Genomic DNA, 16,929 nt, shown 5'->3' with positions numbered 1-16,929 from the left:
CCGGACGTCCTCTACCGTGGGGCCGTGAGCCGAGCCAGGGGGATGCTGTCCGGCAGCACCGCCGTCGCCGCCGGCATGATCGGGTCGAACGTCGCCGTCTACGCCACGACGATCCTGGCCGCCCGGCTGCTCGTGCCGGCCGATCTCGGCGCCGTGACGGCGCTGCTCGGCATCATGCAGATCGGAACGGTCGTCTCGCTGGGCCTCCAGGCCGTGACCGCTCGACGCATCGCGGTCGATCGGGCCCACCAGGACGCCACGATCAACACCGTCGGTCGCGTCGCCCTCGGCGTCGCCGCCGGCACCGGGCTGGTGGTCGGAGGTGCCAGCGCGATCCTGAGCGGGCCGCTCGAGCTGGGGTCGATCTGGCCAGGGCTGCTCGCCGGCGCGACCCTGGTGCCCTTCACGATCGTCGGAGCGATGGCCGGAGTCGCCCAGGGCGCCGAGCGGTGGCGGGACCTGTCCCTCATCTATCTCGCGAACGGCCTCGGGCGGCTGCTGTTCGCCGGCACCGCGATGGCGATCGAGCCGTCGGTGACTGCCTGCCTGATCGGCATGGCGATCGGCGGCTGGGTGCCGGTGCTGATGGGTCTGTCCCAGCTGCGCGGGTCGTCCGACGGCCCGCGGACCAGTCGCCGGCCGTTCGTGCGTGAGGCCGTGCTCGGCTCGCACGCCCTGCTCGCCTACTACGCGCTCAGCAACGCCGACGCCCTTCTCGCCCGGCTGCTGCTGAGCCCGCACGACTCGGGCCTCTACAGCGCGGGCCTGATCCTGTCGAAGGCCGCGGTCTTCCTGCCGCAGTTCGTGACCATCGTGTTCTTCCCGCTGCTCGCCCGCGACGAGACGTCCCGCTCCCGGCACCTGGCCGTGCTCGGCGTGGCGGGCCTCGGACTCCTCGCGACCGTCGCGACGGCGCTCCTCCCCCGGCTCGCCCTGGTCGCCGTCGGCGGCGACCAGTACGCCGAGATCGCCGACCGGCTGTGGATGTTCGTGCTGGCCGGATCGCTGCTCTCGATCGTCAACCTGCTGGTGTGGGAGGCCATCGCGCGCCACGCCCACGGCATCGTGACGTCGGTCTGGATCGCCCTCACCTCGCTCGTCGTGGCCGTCGCCGTGCTGCAGGTCGGGATCGTCGGCCTGGTGGGCAGCGTGACGGTCGTGGCCCTGCTGCTCGTGGCCTTCGTGCTCGTCGCCCCCACCGCGCGGACGCAGGTGAGCACGCCGGGGGCATGATGGAGCCATGCGCATCGCGAACCACGTGGCCGACCTCATCGGCGGCACGCCGCTGGTGCGGCTGAACCGGGTCGTCGCACCCGGTGCCGGCGTCCTGGCGGCCAAGATCGAGTACATGAATCCCGGCGGCAGCGCCAAGGACCGCATCGCCGTCAAGATGATCGACGCGGCCGAGCAGTCCGGTGAGCTGAAGCCCGGCGGCACGATCATCGAGCCGACCTCCGGCAACACCGGGGTGGGCCTGGCGATCGTCGCCCAGCAGCGCGGCTACCGCTGCATCTTCGTGTGCCCCGACAAGGTCAGCGAGGACAAGCGCAACACGATGATGGCCTACGGCGCCCAGGTCGTCGTGTGCCCCACGGCCGTCCCGCCCGAGCACCCCGACAGCTACTACAACGTCTCGGACCGTCTGGTGCGCGAGACCGAGGGCGGGTGGAAGCCCGACCAGTACTCCAACCCGGCCGGCCCGCAGTCGCACTACGAGACGACCGGCCCGGAGATCTGGGCCGACACCGACGGCCGGGTCACGCACTTCGTGGCGGGCATCGGCACGGGCGGCACCATCAGCGGTGCCGGCAAGTACCTCAAGGAGGTCTCCGAGGGCCGCGTGAAGGTGATCGGCGTCGACCCGGTGGGCTCGGTCTACTCCGGCGGCACCGGTCGTCCGTACCTCGTCGAGGGCGTGGGCGAGGACTTCTGGCCCAGTGCCTATGACCCCAGCATCCCCGACGAGATCATCGCCGTCAGCGACGCCGACTCCTTCGACATGACGCGGCGTCTCGCCCGTGAGGAGGGACTTCTCGTCGGCGGCTCCTGTGGCATGGCGGCCGTGGCTGCCCAGCAGGTCGCGGAGCGTGAGGGACCCGACGCGGTCGTGGTGGTGCTGCTGCCCGACGGTGGCCGCGGGTACCTCTCGAAGATCTTCAACGACGACTGGATGAGCTCCTACGGCTTCCTGCGCGAGCCGCTGGACCCGACCCGCTCCCCCACCCCGACCGTGGGCGCGGTGCTGCGCCGCAAGTCCGGCGAGATGCCCGACCTGGTGCACACGCACCCGCAGGAGACCATCCGCGACGCGATCAGCATCCTGCACGAGTACGGCGTCTCGCAGATGCCCGTCGTCGGTCCGGAGCCGCCCGTCGTGATCGGCGAGGTCGCGGGCAGCGTCAGCGAGCGCGCCCTGCTGAGCGCGGTCTACGAGGGCCGTGCGCAGCTGACCGATCCCGTGTCCCAGCACATGGAACCGCCGCTCCCCCTCCTCGGTTCCGGTGAGAGGCTCGACGCGGCCCAGGAGCTGCTCTCGGAGAACGACGCCGTCATGGTGATCGAGGACGGCAAGCCGCTCGGCGTCCTGACCCGCCACGACCTGCTGGGAGTGCACGTATGAGCGACGAGTCGACGGAGCGTCTCGAGGCCGAGGGCTTCGCCACCCGCGCGATCCACGCCGGGTACACGCCTGACCCCGGGCACGGCGCGGTGAACCCGCCCATCGTCGCGAGCTCGACGTTCGCGCAGGACGGCGTGGGCGGCTTGCGCGACGGCTTCGAGTACGGCCGCACGGGCAACCCCACCCGCACGGCGCTCGAGGGGGCCCTGGCGTCGCTCGAGGGCGCCGCCCACGGGCGGGCGTTCGCCTCCGGCATGGCCGCCACCGACACCGCCCTGCGCACGCTGCTGCGCCCCGGCGACCACATCGTGATCCCCGACGACGCGTACGGCGGCACGTTCCGCCTGATCGACAAGGTCTTCTCGCAGTGGGGCATCACCTACACCCCTGCGGCGGTCGGTGACCTCGACGCGATCGCAGCGGCCGTCACCCCCGCGACCAAGGTCGTCTGGATCGAGACGCCCACCAACCCGCTGCTCTCGATCGGCGACATCGCCGCGATCTCGAGCATCGCGCAGAGCGCCGGGGCCCGGTTCGTGGTCGACAACACCTTCGCCTCGCCCTACCTGCAGCAGCCGCTCGCGCTGGGCGCCGACGTCGTGCTGCACTCCACGACGAAGTACGTCGGCGGTCACTCCGACGTCGTCGGCGGAGCGCTCCTGACGTCCGACGAGGAGCTCGACGCGGGCTTCGGATTCCTGCAGAACGGCGCGGGCGCGGTGGCCGGGCCCTTCGACGCCTACCTGACGCTGCGTGGCGCCAAGACGCTCGCGGTGCGCATGGAGCAGCACTGCACCAACGCCGAGGCCGTCGTCGACGACCTGACGCGCCACCCCAAGGTCGCGCAGGTCCTGTACCCCGGTCTGCCCGACCACCCCGGCCACGTCGTGGCGGCGCGGCAGATGCGCCGCTTCGGCGGGATGATCTCGATCCGCCTCACGGGAGGCCGCGAGGCGGCCCTCGACCTGTGCCGGCGCGTCCAGCTGTTCACCCTGGCCGAGAGCCTCGGCGGCATCGAGTCGCTCATCGAGCACCCGGGCGCGATGACGCACGCCTCCACCGCCGGCTCCGCCCTCGAGGTTCCGGACGACCTCGTCCGCCTGTCGGTCGGCATCGAGGACGTCGTCGACCTGCTCGCCGACCTCGACCAGGCCCTGCGCTGAGCGAACGGAACGCGACCCGTCAGCGCCCCAGCTCGCCCGGGACGAGCTCGGGCTGGACGAGTGCCTTCGGCTCGACGTCGACCAGGCCGGGCGTGCCGATGACGGTGGACTCGTCGAGGACGTCGAGCTTGCGCGCCGTGACGAGGACCCGGGACTCCAGGGAGCTGGCGAACCGGTTGTAGCTCTCGACCGTGGTGGTGAGGGACCGCCGCAGCTTGTCGGCGTGGTCGCTCATCGTGGACAGGCGCCCGTAGAGCTCCTTGCCGACCGTGAGGAGCTGACGGGCGTCGTCGCTGAGGGCCTGCTGCTGCCAGGTCAGCGCGACCGTCTTCAGCACCGCCCACAGGCTGACGGGCGAGGCCAGGACGATCCGTCGGGCGAAGGCGTGCTCGAGCAGGGCCGGGTCGCGCTCGAGCGCCGCAGCCAGCACGGGCTCGCTGGGGATGAAGGCGATCGTGAACTCCGGGCTGGTCTCCAGCCCCGTCCAGTACTGCTTCGCGGCCAACGCGTCGACGTGCGCCCGCACGGCTCGGGCGTGCTCGGTCAGCAGGCCGTCGCGGTCGACCACGCCGTCGCCTGACGCCTGCAGGTAGGCCGTGAGCGGTGCCTTGGCGTCGACCGCCATGCACTTGCCGCCCGGCAGGCGCAGCACCATGTCGGGTCGCCGCTGACCGGTCTCGGCCGTGATGGTGGTCTGCGTGTCGAAGTCGACCCGGTTCAGCAGGCCGGCGGACTCCACGAGCGTGCGCAGCTGGGTCTCGCCCCACACGCCCCGCGTGCTGTTGTTGCTCATCGCCGACGCCAGCGCCTCGGCCGCCTCGCGGGAGCGCTCGGCCGTGGCCTGCGTGTGCCGCAGCTGCTCGGCGAGCTGACCGTGCTGCGCGTGCCGCTGCTGCTCGAGGTCGCTGACCGTCTTCTGCATCGTGCGCAGCGTCTCGTGCACCGGTGCGAGCGCCTGCAGCACGAGCCCCTCCTCGGCGTCGACCTGGGCCGCCCGTCGGGCCTCGGCGTGCAGGGCGTCGACCTGCTCGCGCAGCCCCGCGGCCGTGGCCGAGGCAGCCGCGGCCCGGGACTGGACCACGAGCGCTCCGAGGGCCGCGCCCAGCACGAGCCCGATGACGAGTCCGATCACGATGTCCATGGCGTCAGTGTGGTCGTGCGCACCGACAGTTCGGCCCGTCGACACTCGTCGGCGCGGCGGGAACAACCCGGGACGTCGCATGGTTGGACGGGTCGAACCCCTGAAGCGCCTCGGAAGGAGGAGCACCATGACCATCTACATGAAGCCCACCATCACCGAGGAGAAGATCGCCTCGCTGGAGGTCTACGACGCCTACCGGTACGGCGAGGAGCTGCTCTCCTCGCGCTTCCCGCGCGAGGCCGCGATGGTGCTCGCCAAGGTCGTCGACGCCGAGCCGGAGCACGCCGGTGCGTGGGAGCTCGTGGGTCGCGCGCACTTCGCGGCGGCCCACCTCGAGCCGGCCGAGCAGGCCTTCCGCCGGCTCGTGGAGCTCGAGCCCACCAGCGCGTGGGCGCGCACCGCGCTCGGCCTGTGCCTCGACCGCCAGAGCCGTCACCGCGAGGGTGCCGCGCAGCACCGCATCGCGGAGGGCCTGGGCGTGACTCCTGGTGACGCCCACCGCATCGAGCTGGTCGATCCTGCGCCCAGCGATCCGACCCTGTGGACCTGACCCAGCTGCTCGAGAGCCGATGGCTCCCGACCGTCGTGGGCGCGGCCCTCGTGGCCGTGCCCACGGCGTGGCACTACACCCGCCACGCCGTGACGCTGGTGCACGAGCTCGGCCACGCCGGCGTCGCCGTGCTGACGGGACGGCGCCTGAACGGGATCCGTCTTCACGCCGACACCTCGGGCCTGACCGTCTCGCGCGGCAAGCCCCGAGGCCCCGGCATGGTCGCGACGGCGGCCGCGGGCTACCTTGCCCCCTCCACCGTCGGCCTCGCCCTCATCGGGGCGGTCCACGCCGGATGGGTGCAGGAGGCGCTCTGGGTCGCGCTCGGGCTGCTGGCGCTGACCCTCGTGTTCATCCGCAACGGCTTCGGCCTGCTGGTCGTGCTGCTCGCCGGCGCGGCCGTCGGCCTCACGGCGTACCGCGCGGACCCGCTCTGGCAGGTGCGGGTCGTCGAGACGGCTGCCTGGTTCTGGCTCCTCGCCGGGCCTCGCACCGTGGTCGAGCTGTTCTCGCACCGCCGGCGCAGCCGCACCGCGACGAGCGACGCCGACGTCCTGGCCCGGCTCACCCACGTGCCTGCCGTCGTGTGGAACCTCCTGCTCCTGGCGCTGACCCTCGCTGCCGTGTGGCCCGCGGTGGAGCGGCTGCTTGACTACGGTGCTGATTGAATCGTGGGCATGTTCGAGATCACCGGCCAGGCCCACGACTCCCGTGCCCGCGCGGGCGTGATCTCGACCCCACACGGCGACATCGCGACACCGGCGTTCGTGCCCGTCGGCACGCGCGCGACGGTCAAGGCGGTGCTGCCGGAGACCATGACCGAGCTCGGCACGCAGGCTCTCCTGGCCAACGCCTACCACCTCTACCTGCAGCCCGGGGCCGACGTGATCGACGAGGCGGGCGGGCTGGGCCGCTTCATGAACTGGCCCGGACCCACCTTCACGGACTCCGGCGGCTTCCAGGTGCTGAGCCTGGGCGCCGGGTTCAAGAAGACCCTCGCGATGGACGCCACGGGCGTGACGTCCGACGACGTCATCGCCGAGGGCAAGGACCGGCTCGCCGTGGTCGACGACGACGGCGTGACGTTCAAGAGCCACCTCGACGGGTCGAGACACCGGTTCACCCCCGAGGTCTCGATGCAGATCCAGCACCAGCTGGGCGCCGACATCATCTTCGCGTTCGACGAGCTGACGACCCTCATGAACACCCGCGGCTACCAGGAGCGCTCGCTCGACCGCACCCAGGCGTGGGCACGGCGGTGCGTGGTCGAGCACCAGAAGCTCACCGAGCAGCGCGCGGGAAAGCCGTACCAGGCGCTGTTCGGCGTGGTGCAGGGCGCGCAGTACGAGGACTTGAGGCGCAAGGCCGCCCGCGACCTGGCCGCCCTCGAGGTCGACGGCCGCGGCTTCGACGGGTTCGGCATCGGCGGCGCGATCGAGAAGGAGAACCTGGGCACCATCACCGGCTGGGTCACCGACGAGCTGCCCGACGACAAGCCCCGCCACCTGCTGGGGATTGGCGAGCCCGAGGACTTCTTCACGGCGATCGAGTCCGGCTGCGACACCTTCGACTGCGTCAACCCGTCGCGCGTCGCCCGCAAGTCGCGCCTCTACGCGGCCGACGGCTGGTTCAACCTCAAGGTCGCCGCCAACAAGCGGAGCTTCGACCCGATCGACGCCGAGTGCGACTGCTACACGTGCCAGAACTACTCCCGCGCCTACCTGCACCACCTCTACAAGACCGGCGAGTACCTGGGCTCGACGCTCGGCACGATCCACAACGAGCGGTTCGTCGTGCGCCTCGTGGACCGCATCCGGGCCAGCATCACCGACGGCACCTACGCCGACCTCAAGGCCGACTTCCTCGGGCGGTACACGCGGGCGTGAGGTTCCTCAGTACGTCGGCTCGCGGCGCTTCAGCCAGCCGATGACGGCGACGGTCAGCGGCATCACGATCAGCTCGACGCCGATCTTGTAGACCACGCCCACGACGAAGTAGTTCCAGAACACGCCCATCGACGTGATGCCGATGGCGCTGGCGGCGATGGCGCAGAACAGGAACGTGTCGGCCATCTCGCCGACGCCGGTCGAGGCGGCGAGGCGGCCCACGAGTCCGCGCTCCTTCGTGCGCGCCTTCATCCTCACGAGGACCCACGAGTTCAGCAGCTGGCCGACGACGTAGCCCGCGACGCTCGCGAGCACGATCTGGGCGACCGGCCCGGCGACGCTCTCGAACGCCGCCTGGTTCTCGTAGAAGCTGGCTCCCGGGGCGATCTCGACGAGCCAGAAGGTGAAGGCGGCCAGGATCGCCATGGCGAAGCCCATCAGCACGGCCCGGCGGGCGGCCTTGAAGCCGTAGACCTCGCTGATGACGTCGCCGACGATGTACGCCAGCGGGAAGAGGAAGGCGCCGCCGTCGGTCACGATCGGCCACAGCTGGACCGATCCGATCGAGAACGAGCCGGAGCCGAACTCGATGCTTTTGGTCGCGGCGATGTTCGAGACCACGAGGACCACGACGAACAGGGCCAGCAGGACGTCGAAGTGCGAGGAGCCGCGGGAGGCGAACCGGGCCTCGGTCGGGGGTGCGGCGGTCGGGGTTGTCACCGCCACATCTTCGCAGGCTCTGGAACAATCGCTCACATGTCCCTGCCGACCCGTACCGACGTCCTCGTGATCGGCGCCGGGCCGGCGGGATCGGCCGCCGCCGCGTGGGCCGCGCGCGCCGGCCTCGACGTCGTCCTGGTCGACGCCGCCGAGTTCCCGCGCGACAAGACCTGTGGCGACGGGCTGACCCCGCGAGCCATCGCCGAGCTCGACCGGCTGGGCCTCGGCGACTGGGTCCGCTCCCACACCCGCAACCGCGGCCTGCGCGCGGCCGGCTTCGGCGTCGAGCTGCTGCTCCCCTGGCCCGGCGGCTCGCTGCCCGACCACGGGTCGGCCGTGCCCCGCACCGAGCTCGACGACCGCATCCGCCAGGTCGCGCTGGAGTCCGGCGTCACCGGCGTCGACCACGCCCGCGCGATCGACGTCGACCGCGACAGCCGCGGACGCGTCACCGCCGTCCACCTCCACCTGGGTCGCGAGCGCGTGCCGCACACGATCTTCTGCGACCGGCTGGTCGTGGCCGACGGCGTGAAGTCGTCGCTCGGCAGCGCGCTCGGTCGCGAGTGGCACCGCGAGACGGCCTACGGCGTCGCGGGACGCTCGTACGTGAAGTCGACCCGCGCCGACGACCCGTGGATCAGCTCGCACCTCGAGCTGCGCGACGCGAACGACGAGCTGCTCCCGGGCTACGGCTGGATCTTCCCCCTGGGAAGCGCCCAGGGGGAGGTCAACCTCGGTGTCGGCGCGCTGGCCACGGCCAAGCGTCCGGCCGACCTGCAGATCCGTCCGCTGATGGAGTACTACGCGACGCTGCGCCGCGACGAGTGGGACCTGGCCGGCGAGCTGCGCGCGCCCAAGAGCGCCCTCCTGCCGATGGGCGGCGCCGTGTCCGGCGTGGCCGGACCCAACTGGATCCTGATCGGCGACGCCGCAGGATGCGTCAACCCGCTCAACGGCGAGGGCATCGACTACGGGCTCGAGACCGGCCGCGTGGGTGCCGAGCTGCTCCTGAACGAGGACCGGCTCGACCTCGCCTGGCCGCACCTGCTCACGACGCACTACGGCGAGGCGTTCTCCATCGCCCGCCGCCTGGCCGGGCTGCTCACGCTCCCCCGGCTCCTCCCCCTCGCCGGACCGGTCGGCATGCGCTCGCACCGACTCATGACCGTCGCCCTGCGCGTCATGGGCAACCTCGTCACCGAGGAGGACCGCGACGTCACCGCCCGGCTGTGGCGCTGGGCCGGCCGTCAGTCGCTGAAGATGGACGAACGCCCGCCCTTCACGGCGTGAAGGACGGGCGCTCGGTCAGCGTCTAGCTGCGACCAGGCTCAGGGAGCCGGGGGCGCGGGCGGCGTGGGGCCGGCCGGCGGAGCAGCGGGCGGGGTCGGACCCGAGGTCGGCGGCGCCGGAGGCGTCGGACCCGCGGGCGGCTGGCCGCCACCGGCGTTGTAGTTCGGGAGCTGCTCGCCGGACTCCTTGAAGCCCAGCGCGGCGAGCACCGTCAGCGCGATCGACGTGATGAAGACGGCGAAGGCCGACCAGCCCGGGCCCACGTCGACGCCGAAGCCGCCGTCGTAGGTGAACGCGCGCAGGATCAGCAGCAGCGTGCCGAGACCCGCAGCAGCAGCGGCGACCAGGTTGATCGGGATGGCGGGCGGCAGCACCTGCGGCGCGAACACCTTCACGGCGATGGCAGCCGTGGCGATGAGGATGAGCAGGACGCCGAGGACGCCGAGGCCGGAGTCCCACGCGTTGACGCCGTCGGAGAAGTCGGCGCCGCCGAGGTCGGCCGAGATCGTGACGAAGGACGGGATGAACGAGAGGATGAACGTGAGCCCACCGGCGACCAAGGCGCCGAGGTTGAGCGGATTGATCTTCGAGAGATCCACGGCTTTACCTGATTTCTTCCTGAGGATGAGGTCGGTCGGGACCTGACAGTACCGCTCAGGACGGCCCGAGTCACGGGTGCTCGCCCCTCGGACGCGGCGTGTCCGACGGACTCGTTACGGTGGGGCGCGTGCTTCGTCTCGCCACTGTGAACGTCAACGGCATCCGTGCTGCCTGGAACAAGAACCGCGGACAGACCTCCGGGCTGTCGGAGTTCCTCGCCGAGCGCGAGTGCGACATCGTCACCCTCCAGGAGGTCCGGGCGCCCGACGAGCTCGTGCGCGAGATGCTCGCTGACACGGGCTACCACGTGGCGCACACCGAGGCAGCGGCCAAGGGGCGAGCCGGCGTGGCCGTGCTGAGCCGGCACGAGGCCACCGCCGTCCGCGTCGGTGTGGGTGAGGGCTTCGACGACGCCGGGCGCTGGATCGAGGCCGACGTCCCGCACGGCGACACGAGCGTCACCGTCGTCTCCGCGTACGTCCACTCGGGCGAGGCGGGCACGCCGCGCCAGGAGGAGAAGTACCGGTTCCTCGAGAACATGACCGTGCGACTGGCCGAGCTGCGAGCCGCCGGTCACGCCGTCATCACGGGCGACCTCAACGTGGCCCACACGCCGCTCGACATCCGCAACGCCAAGGGCAACGTCAAGAAGGCCGGCTTCCTGCCCGAGGAGCGCGCGTACTTCGACCGCTTCTTCGGCGAGCTGGAGTGGGTCGACGTCGCGCGGCGCCTGGCCGGTGAGGTCGACGGTCCGTACACGTGGTGGTCCATGCGCGGGCAGGCGTTCGACACCGACACGGGCTGGCGCATCGACTACCAGATGGCCACCCCGGAGCTCGGGGCGTCGGCCACGTCGGCCGTCGTCGACCGCGCCGTCAGCTGGGCCGAGCGCTGGTCCGACCACGCGCCGCTCGTGGTCGACTACGACCTCTGAGAGCACCCCCGGCGTGTGCGGAGGTCGTTGCCGTGGTTAAGTAGTTGCGTAACGCAACCTCATTGCCATGACAGGAGTCGCATGTCCTCCGAGCGGTCCTCCCTCACCTCACAGCCGGCAGCGGTCTACGCCGTCGCCTTCGCCTGCGTCGTGTCCTTCATGGGCATCGGCCTGGTCGATCCCATCCTCCCCGCGCTCCGCGACGATCTCGAGGCCAGCGAGAGCCAGGTGACGCTGCTGTTCACCAGCTACCTGGTCGTCACCGCCGTCGCGATGCTCGTGACGAACGCGGTCTCGAGCCGGCTCGGCGCCAAGCGCACCCTGGTCGTCGGCCTCGTGCTGATCATCGTGTTCGCGGCGGCCGCCGGCTCCTCCGGCTCGATCGAGGGCATCGTGGCGTTCCGCGCCGGCTGGGGCCTCGGCAACGCGCTCTTCATCGCCACCTCGTTGTCGGCGATCGTCTCGAGCGCCCGCGGTGGGTTCGCCGGGGCGATCATCCTCTACGAAGCCGCCCTCGGGCTCGGCATCGCCGCTGGCCCCCTCCTCGGTGGCGCCCTCGGCAACGTCAGCTGGCGCGGACCGTTCTACGGCGTCGCCGTGCTCATGACGATCGCCCTGGTCGCGATCGTCTGGCGCCTGCCCGACACGGGCCGGCCGCCGGAGCGCACCTCGATCACCGCTCCCCTGCGCGCCCTGCGCCACCGGGGCCTCCTGACGATCAGCATCGCCGCGCTGCTCTACAACTGGGGATTCTTCACGATGCTCGGCTACGCGCCGTTCCCGATGGACCTCGGCATCACGCAGCTCGGCCTGGTGTTCTTCTGCTGGGGCCTGCTGGTCGCGTTCTTCTCGGTCGTCGGAGCGCCGTGGCTGCAGGACCGCCTCGGAACCGCCACCACGCTCTACCTCGCCTTCACGGCCTTCGCGATCGACCTGGCAGCCATGGCGATCTGGACGACCCACGCCGGCATCATGGCGGGCTGCGTCATCGCCGCCGGCATCGCGATCGGCATCAACAACACGCTCACGACCCAGGCCGTCATGTCCGTCTCACCCGTCGAGCGTCCGGTCGCGTCGGCCGCGTACGGGTTCGTGCGCTTCATCGGCGGCGGGCTGGCGCCGTTCGCCGCCGGCCGGATCGTCGAGCACAGCTCGGTCCACGTGCCGTTCGCGATCGCCGCGGTGGTCGTGCTCCTCGCGGTCGGCGTGCTCGCGACGGCGCACCGCATCCTGGCCGAGGCCGATGACGACCTGAGGCACCCGCACGCCGAGGCCGACGAGGACGTCGCGGGCGAGGTCGCCGACGAGTTCGGTGGCGCCGCGGGTGCGATCGACGAGGTCGTCCACACTCGCTGACCCCGGACGCACCCCGACGCCGGCCCGTGAGGACCGGCGTCGGGACACCCCGAGGGCTCTACTTGTTGAACTGCACCGTCATGTTGGTGCCGTTCTGCTTCGTCACGGTGACGGTGAACCCGGTGGCCGGGAGCTTGACGCCGTGGTTGGGCAGCGACTCGTAGAAGTACTTCCCGGTGTCGTCGAAGGTCGGCGCCGCGGCGTCACCGCGGATCCTCGACTCCTTGCCGTTGTGGTGCAGCACCAGGGTGTCGGCCGCCTTCTTCGAGAACGGCGCGTCGTACACCTGGATCCGGGCCCGCCAGGGCGCACCCGTCCACAGGTTGATGTCGGGCACCGGGCGGGAGTCGATGATCAGGTTGCGACCCTCACCCGGGTGCGCGCTCGTGTTGTTGTCGAGCTGGGACGTGTCCCAGTACGAGATCAGCAGACCCTCCTGGTACGCGTAGTGCTCGACCCAGTCGGGCTTAGTGTCGGCGTACCCGAAGTTGTACGGGCCCGTCTTGAGGTACTGGTCGTAGTCGACGTACGACCGGCTGCCCATGATGTAGAAGTGGTCGAACAGCTGGGTGGTCGACGCCCCGACGACGGAGAACCCGTCACCCACCCAGGCTCCGCCCTCGGCCTCGGCGCCGTCCTTCGACACCTCCGCACCGTCGGCGCTCACCACGATCTCGTCGGCGTAGAAGCCCGGGAGGGCCAGACCGCCGTCGGTCTTGTAGTAGAAGCGCACCTGCACCGACTGTCCTGCGTAGGCGTCGAGCGGCACCTCGAGCGGAGCCCACTCGGCCTGCTCGCCGTCGATGCCGGGGCGGCCGGAGGTGTCGTTGCCGATCGGCTCACCACCGATCGTCCCGCCGAGCGCCGTCCAGGTCGCGCCACCGTCGGTGGACGCCTGGAGGTACAGGTAGTCGTAGCCCTCCTCGATCTCGTACCGCACCTGGGCCGAGAGGCTCGCCGTGGTCTTGCCGGTGAGGTCGACCGTGGTGGTCAGGGAGTTCGCGAGATCGTCGCCGGAGCCTGAGAAGAACTGCTTCTCCCCCGCGAACGGGGCGCCGTTGTCGGTCGTGACCTCCTTGTCGGGCAGGGGCACGACCGCGGCCTGGGGACGGTTGGAGTTGTACTCCTGCGGACCGAGGTCCAGCGATCGCGTGTCGTCGTGGGCGACGACCTCGTAGTCGAGCCAGCCGAGCTGCAGCTTCTCCCACGCCCCGAAGTCGCCGGGGCGGGTGCCGAGCGGTTCACCCTCGGCGTTGAGGCGGCTCTGGGCCATCAGGGTCCAGTGCTCGTTGTTGTTGTCGCCTCCACCGGACGTGTCGTACGCGTCGGGCAGGCCCAGGTCGTGCCCGTACTCGTGGACGAAGACCGACAGACCGCCGTTCTCGGGCTGGATCGTGTAGTCACCGACCCACACGCCGGTCGTGCCGACCTGCGTGCCGCCGAGCTTGTTGTCGGCCGGACCGGTCAGGCCGGCGTCGGTCAGGAAGGCGTACCAGCGGTGCGACCAGATGGCGTCCTCGCCGTAGGAGGAGTCACCGTCCTCCTCGCCGGGGCCGGCGTGGACGATCTGGAAGTGGTCGATGTAGCCGTCGGGCTCGTCGAACACGCCGTCACCGTCGAAGTCGTAGCGGTCGTAGACGTCGTACTCCGCGATCGACGCGGCGATCTGCTCGTCGGTCTGGCCCTTCGCCTTCTGGTCGGCGATCCAGGCCTCGAGCGCGTCGGCGACGAGCTGCCAGGTGTCGGCGTCCTCGCGGCCGTAGCGCGCGGTGTTGAACGGCACCTTGACCCAGTCCGAGACCACCCCGTCGACCGTGTAGCGGCCCGAGGACTGCTTCTCGTAGTACGTCTTGACCGACTCGACGCCGTCTCCGGTGCCGAAGTACAGGCCCTGGTAGTGCTCGCGGTTGTAGTCCGCCTGCCACACCGTGGTGTTGTCCTTGGTGCGGTCGGGCTCGGCGATCGTGTTGTGCAGCGGTCCGTCGAACTTCTCCGGACCGGGCGTCTCGGGGTCCGTGTCGGCGTCCGGGTAGTCGGGGTGACGCTCGTCGCCGAACTCGGCGAGGATCACGAAGACCTTGTCGGCGCGCTCCTGGCTGAGCTCGACGTACTGCGCCTGCTTCGGCTTGGCCTGCGCCTCGGAGCGCTTGGCCTGGGGCGCGTCCTCGTTCAGCGCGAGCGCGGCGTCCTGCGGTGCGGCTCCCTCGCCGACCTGCACGACCTGCGTGCCGGCGACGGTCTGCGGTGCCAGCTCGCCGTCGACGACGGCCGCCACGGCCTGCTCGCGCAGCGCGGTGCGCTTGTCCTCCAACGGGTGCGGCAGGTCGGGCTCACTGGCCTTCTCGACTGGCGCGGTGGCGGGCACGCCACCACCACTCGGTGCTGCGCTGACTGACGTGGAGCCCAGGACGGCCATCGATGCCGTCAAAGCCACGCCGGTCGTCGCGATGATGAGTCGCTTCACGAACGGTTCCCCCCTCGGGATGTCCGGTGGGGACCGGGTTGCCCCACCAGGCTGGCCCGCCGGAGTGGGGCGCGTCAGCACTGAGGACAAAGTAAGGAGTTCCTGAGGGCAATGACAGTCTTGACTTTGGTGCCAAGTGACTATACGGAACTAGTCCTTTCGAACTAGGTCGAGCTCCCTGGTCGTGTTACCCAACTTTCATCTGATGACGTGTTCTGAGGGTGCCGCGACGGGCTTCCTGTGCTCTAGGCTGTTCGCCAGTTGCAAGGTTTGACTGTTCGGCGACGATCTCGGGATGCCCCTTCGGTCGGTTCGGTGGAACGTGAAAGCTGCGACCACCGGGCGGAAGTGCCGCCCGGAACTCGCTGAAGGAGAAAGACAATGGCCACCGGTACCGTCAAGTGGTTCAACGCCGACAAGGGCTTCGGCTTCATCGCGCCCGACGACGGCGGCGCTGACGTCTTCGCGCACTACAGCGCGATCCAGACGTCCGGCTTCCGCACGCTGAACGAGGACCAGAAGGTCGAGTTCGACGTCGAGGAGGGCCCGAAGGGCCTGCAGGCCGCGAACGTCCGCGTGCTCTGAGCCACTCACACCACGACGAAGCCCCCCGCCATCGGCGGGGGGCTTCGTCGTTCTCGCTCCGATGCGTGATCGGACCGGTGGTCTAGTGGCCGCTCTCGTCCCAGGCGTGCTCGCCGAACGAGGTGGGGGTGGCGAGGTAGGCCAGGCCCGGGGACGTGTGCACGCGCTCGGGCGCGGGTCGGTGGGCCGGGAACCGTCGCGAGGCGGCGGCGAGGTCGGACTGGTCGACGTCGAAAGCGGTGTCATCCATAACTTGAGGATACCCTCATGTTTGCCGTCCGACCACCCCTACGCGTCGGTAGTGTTGGTCGGAATGTTCCGGCGCGGCGTTCGGTTGACCCCTGCATGAGCACCGTGAACCTGACCCAGGCCACGATCGACGACCAGCTCGGCGGTGAGGGCATCACCCTCGTCGACTGGTGGGCGTCGTGGTGTGGCCCGTGCCGCCAGTTCGCCCCGGTCTACGAGGCCGCGAGCGAGAAGAACCCGGACATCACGTTCGGCAAGATCGACACCGAGGCCGAGCCGCAGCTCGCCGGCGCGGCGCAGATCTCCTCGATCCCCACGATCATGGCGTTCCGCGACGGCGTCCTCGTCTTCGCCCAGCCCGGAGCCCTGCCGGCGCCGGCCCTGGACGACCTGATCGAGAAGGTGCGCGGCCTCGACATGGACGACGTGCGTCGCCAGATCGCGGAGCAGGAGAAGGCCCAGTCCGGCGGCCAGGCCCCCCGGGCCTGATCAGACCGTCAGGAACGACCGCATGCCGATCGATCCCATGTCGATCTGCTCGTTGAAGAACGACAGGTCCTCATCGGGGTCGAGCAGCGACAGCGCCGCCACCATCGGGCGGTAGTGGTCGTCGGTGGGCACGGCGATGCGCGCCGTGTCCCACGTGCGGAACGGATCGAGCAGCTGGTCGACCCGGCGCTCGCGCAGGGCCTCGCCCGTCACGCGGTCGAACTCGGCGGCCCAGTCCCAGGCCTGCGCCTGCGGCTCCCACCGGGCTCGGCCGAGCGCGTGGACGATGTTGCCGCTGCCGATGAACAGCACACCGCGGTCGCGCAGCGCGCGCAGACGAGCGAACATCGCGTGCAGCTCCGGCAGCGGCATCGCGTAGTCGAGGCTGATCTGCAGGATCGGGACGGTCGGCTCGGGCTCGAGGTGCACGAGCACCGACCAGGTCCCGTGGTCGAGACCCCATTGCGCGTCGAGCTGCGCCTCGTAGTCGAGGAACTGCTGCTGGATCGCACGGGCGACGAGCGGGTCGCCCTCGCTCGGGTACGGCACCTGCGACAGCGCGTCCGGGAACCCGCCGAAGTCGTAGATGACCTTGTTGCGCGGCGCGTCGGTGATGTGCGTCGAGCCCGGTGTCAGCCAGTGCGCGCTGATGACGACGATGGCCTGCGCCTCGGGAAGGTTCGCGCCGATCCGGCTCCACTCCCGCGTGAAGGCGTTGTCGCTGATCGCGTGCATCGGGTTGCCGTGGCCGACGAAGAGCACGGGCATCCGTGGGCTCGGCTTCAGGCGGGACTCGAGATCCGCGATCGAGTACTGGCGCATGTCGGGTCCTCGGGCCAGGATCGGGTCACGATCCACTGTAGTTGATGGTTCAACCATACC

General features: G+C 70.6%; 17 protein-coding genes. 11 read left to right on the top strand and 6 right to left on the bottom strand.

Features of this window, described 5'->3' with window-relative positions; all coding sequences use genetic code 11:
• Positions 1-24: 24 nt before the first annotated feature.
• Genes LO931_RS11140 through LO931_RS11130 form a run of 3 tightly spaced genes read left to right on the top strand, consistent with a single transcriptional unit; the run spans position 25 to position 3,783 of the window.
• The gene (locus tag LO931_RS11140) at positions 25-1,233 is read left to right on the top strand and encodes a lipopolysaccharide biosynthesis protein (protein ID WP_229053669.1); all 1,209 of its coding nucleotides are present in this window, start codon (positions 25-27) and stop codon (positions 1,231-1,233) included.
• Positions 1,234-1,240: 7 nt separating this feature from the next.
• Positions 1,241-2,620: a cystathionine beta-synthase gene (locus LO931_RS11135; RefSeq protein ID WP_229053668.1), complete on the top strand. Its 1,380-nt coding sequence runs from the start codon at positions 1,241-1,243 to the stop codon at positions 2,618-2,620.
• Complete coding sequence (locus LO931_RS11130) at positions 2,617-3,783, top strand: cystathionine gamma-synthase (RefSeq protein WP_229053667.1); 1,167 nt, start codon at positions 2,617-2,619, stop codon at positions 3,781-3,783. Before LO931_RS11135 ends, LO931_RS11130 begins: the two co-directional genes overlap by 4 nt.
• 19 nt (positions 3,784-3,802) lie before the next feature.
• Here the strand turns inward: LO931_RS11130 and LO931_RS11125 are convergent, their stop codons facing one another.
• Complete coding sequence (locus tag LO931_RS11125; protein ID WP_229053666.1) at positions 3,803-4,924, bottom strand: DNA recombination protein RmuC; 1,122 nt, start codon at positions 4,922-4,924, stop codon at positions 3,803-3,805.
• Between the two features lie 127 nt (positions 4,925-5,051).
• Here LO931_RS11125 and LO931_RS11120 point away from each other — a divergent pair, with 127 nt between their 5' ends.
• The 3 genes from LO931_RS11120 to tgt are packed head-to-tail and all read left to right on the top strand — an operon-like array spanning position 5,052 to position 7,360.
• The gene (locus LO931_RS11120) at positions 5,052-5,474 is read left to right on the top strand and encodes a tetratricopeptide repeat protein (RefSeq protein ID WP_229053665.1); all 423 of its coding nucleotides are present in this window, start codon (positions 5,052-5,054) and stop codon (positions 5,472-5,474) included.
• Positions 5,465-6,142 (top strand): M50 family metallopeptidase, encoded by a 678-nt coding sequence (locus LO931_RS11115; protein ID WP_229053664.1) that lies wholly within the window; start codon positions 5,465-5,467, stop codon positions 6,140-6,142. The genes LO931_RS11120 and LO931_RS11115 overlap by 10 nt, the downstream gene beginning before the upstream one ends.
• A gap of 9 nt (positions 6,143-6,151) precedes the next feature.
• A complete protein-coding gene (tgt, locus tag LO931_RS11110; protein ID WP_370636102.1) occupies positions 6,152-7,360 on the top strand; it encodes a tRNA guanosine(34) transglycosylase Tgt in 1,209 nt (402 codons plus the stop codon).
• A 6-nt stretch (positions 7,361-7,366) separates the two neighbouring features.
• Here tgt and LO931_RS11105 read toward each other — a convergent pair whose 3' ends face one another.
• Positions 7,367-8,080, bottom strand: coding sequence for a queuosine precursor transporter (locus LO931_RS11105; protein ID WP_229053663.1), 714 nt, complete (start codon positions 8,078-8,080; stop codon positions 7,367-7,369).
• A gap of 36 nt (positions 8,081-8,116) precedes the next feature.
• Here LO931_RS11105 and LO931_RS11100 point away from each other — a divergent pair, with 36 nt between their 5' ends.
• Positions 8,117-9,370, top strand: coding sequence for a geranylgeranyl reductase family protein (locus LO931_RS11100; protein WP_229053662.1), 1,254 nt, complete (start codon positions 8,117-8,119; stop codon positions 9,368-9,370).
• A 38-nt stretch (positions 9,371-9,408) separates the two neighbouring features.
• Here the strand turns inward: LO931_RS11100 and LO931_RS11095 are convergent, their stop codons facing one another.
• Entirely contained in the window at positions 9,409-9,969 is a 561-nt protein-coding gene (locus tag LO931_RS11095; RefSeq protein WP_229053661.1) for a hypothetical protein, read from the bottom strand.
• A gap of 128 nt (positions 9,970-10,097) precedes the next feature.
• Between LO931_RS11095 and LO931_RS11090 the strand changes: the two genes are divergently transcribed.
• Together LO931_RS11090 and LO931_RS11085 are read left to right on the top strand one after the other, a co-directional pair.
• A complete protein-coding gene (locus LO931_RS11090; RefSeq protein ID WP_229053660.1) occupies positions 10,098-10,904 on the top strand; it encodes an exodeoxyribonuclease III in 807 nt (268 codons plus the stop codon).
• A gap of 81 nt (positions 10,905-10,985) precedes the next feature.
• Complete coding sequence (locus tag LO931_RS11085) at positions 10,986-12,260, top strand: MFS transporter (RefSeq protein WP_229053659.1); 1,275 nt, start codon at positions 10,986-10,988, stop codon at positions 12,258-12,260.
• A gap of 58 nt (positions 12,261-12,318) precedes the next feature.
• On the opposite strand, the gene LO931_RS11080 is transcribed toward LO931_RS11085, so the two are convergent.
• The gene (locus tag LO931_RS11080) at positions 12,319-14,724 is read right to left on the bottom strand and encodes an immune inhibitor A domain-containing protein (RefSeq protein WP_229053658.1); all 2,406 of its coding nucleotides are present in this window, start codon (positions 14,722-14,724) and stop codon (positions 12,319-12,321) included.
• 381 nt (positions 14,725-15,105) lie between these two features.
• Between LO931_RS11080 and LO931_RS11075 the strand changes: the two genes are divergently transcribed.
• Complete coding sequence (locus LO931_RS11075; protein WP_229053657.1) at positions 15,106-15,309, top strand: cold-shock protein; 204 nt, start codon at positions 15,106-15,108, stop codon at positions 15,307-15,309.
• Between the two features lie 82 nt (positions 15,310-15,391).
• Here LO931_RS11075 and LO931_RS11070 read toward each other — a convergent pair whose 3' ends face one another.
• On the bottom strand, positions 15,392-15,559 hold the full coding sequence (locus tag LO931_RS11070) for a hypothetical protein (protein ID WP_229053656.1): 168 nt from the start codon (positions 15,557-15,559) through the stop codon (positions 15,392-15,394).
• Between the two features lie 95 nt (positions 15,560-15,654).
• Between LO931_RS11070 and LO931_RS11065 the strand changes: the two genes are divergently transcribed.
• Positions 15,655-16,047 carry a co-chaperone YbbN gene (locus LO931_RS11065; RefSeq protein ID WP_229053655.1) on the top strand — a complete coding sequence of 131 codons (393 nt, stop codon included), beginning with the start codon at positions 15,655-15,657 and terminating at the stop codon, positions 16,045-16,047.
• Here the strand turns inward: LO931_RS11065 and LO931_RS11060 are convergent, their stop codons facing one another.
• Entirely contained in the window at positions 16,048-16,869 is an 822-nt protein-coding gene (locus LO931_RS11060; protein ID WP_229053654.1) for a dioxygenase, read from the bottom strand. It abuts the gene before it with no gap.
• Positions 16,870-16,929 lie beyond the last annotated feature (60 nt).

This window comes from Aeromicrobium sp. Leaf350 (assembly GCF_916858655.1).
In the GTDB taxonomy this organism is placed as follows: domain Bacteria; phylum Actinomycetota; class Actinomycetes; order Propionibacteriales; family Nocardioidaceae; genus Aeromicrobium.
The sequence above is the reverse complement of the archived record's forward strand: the minus strand, read 5'-3'. Positions and strand labels throughout refer to the sequence as shown.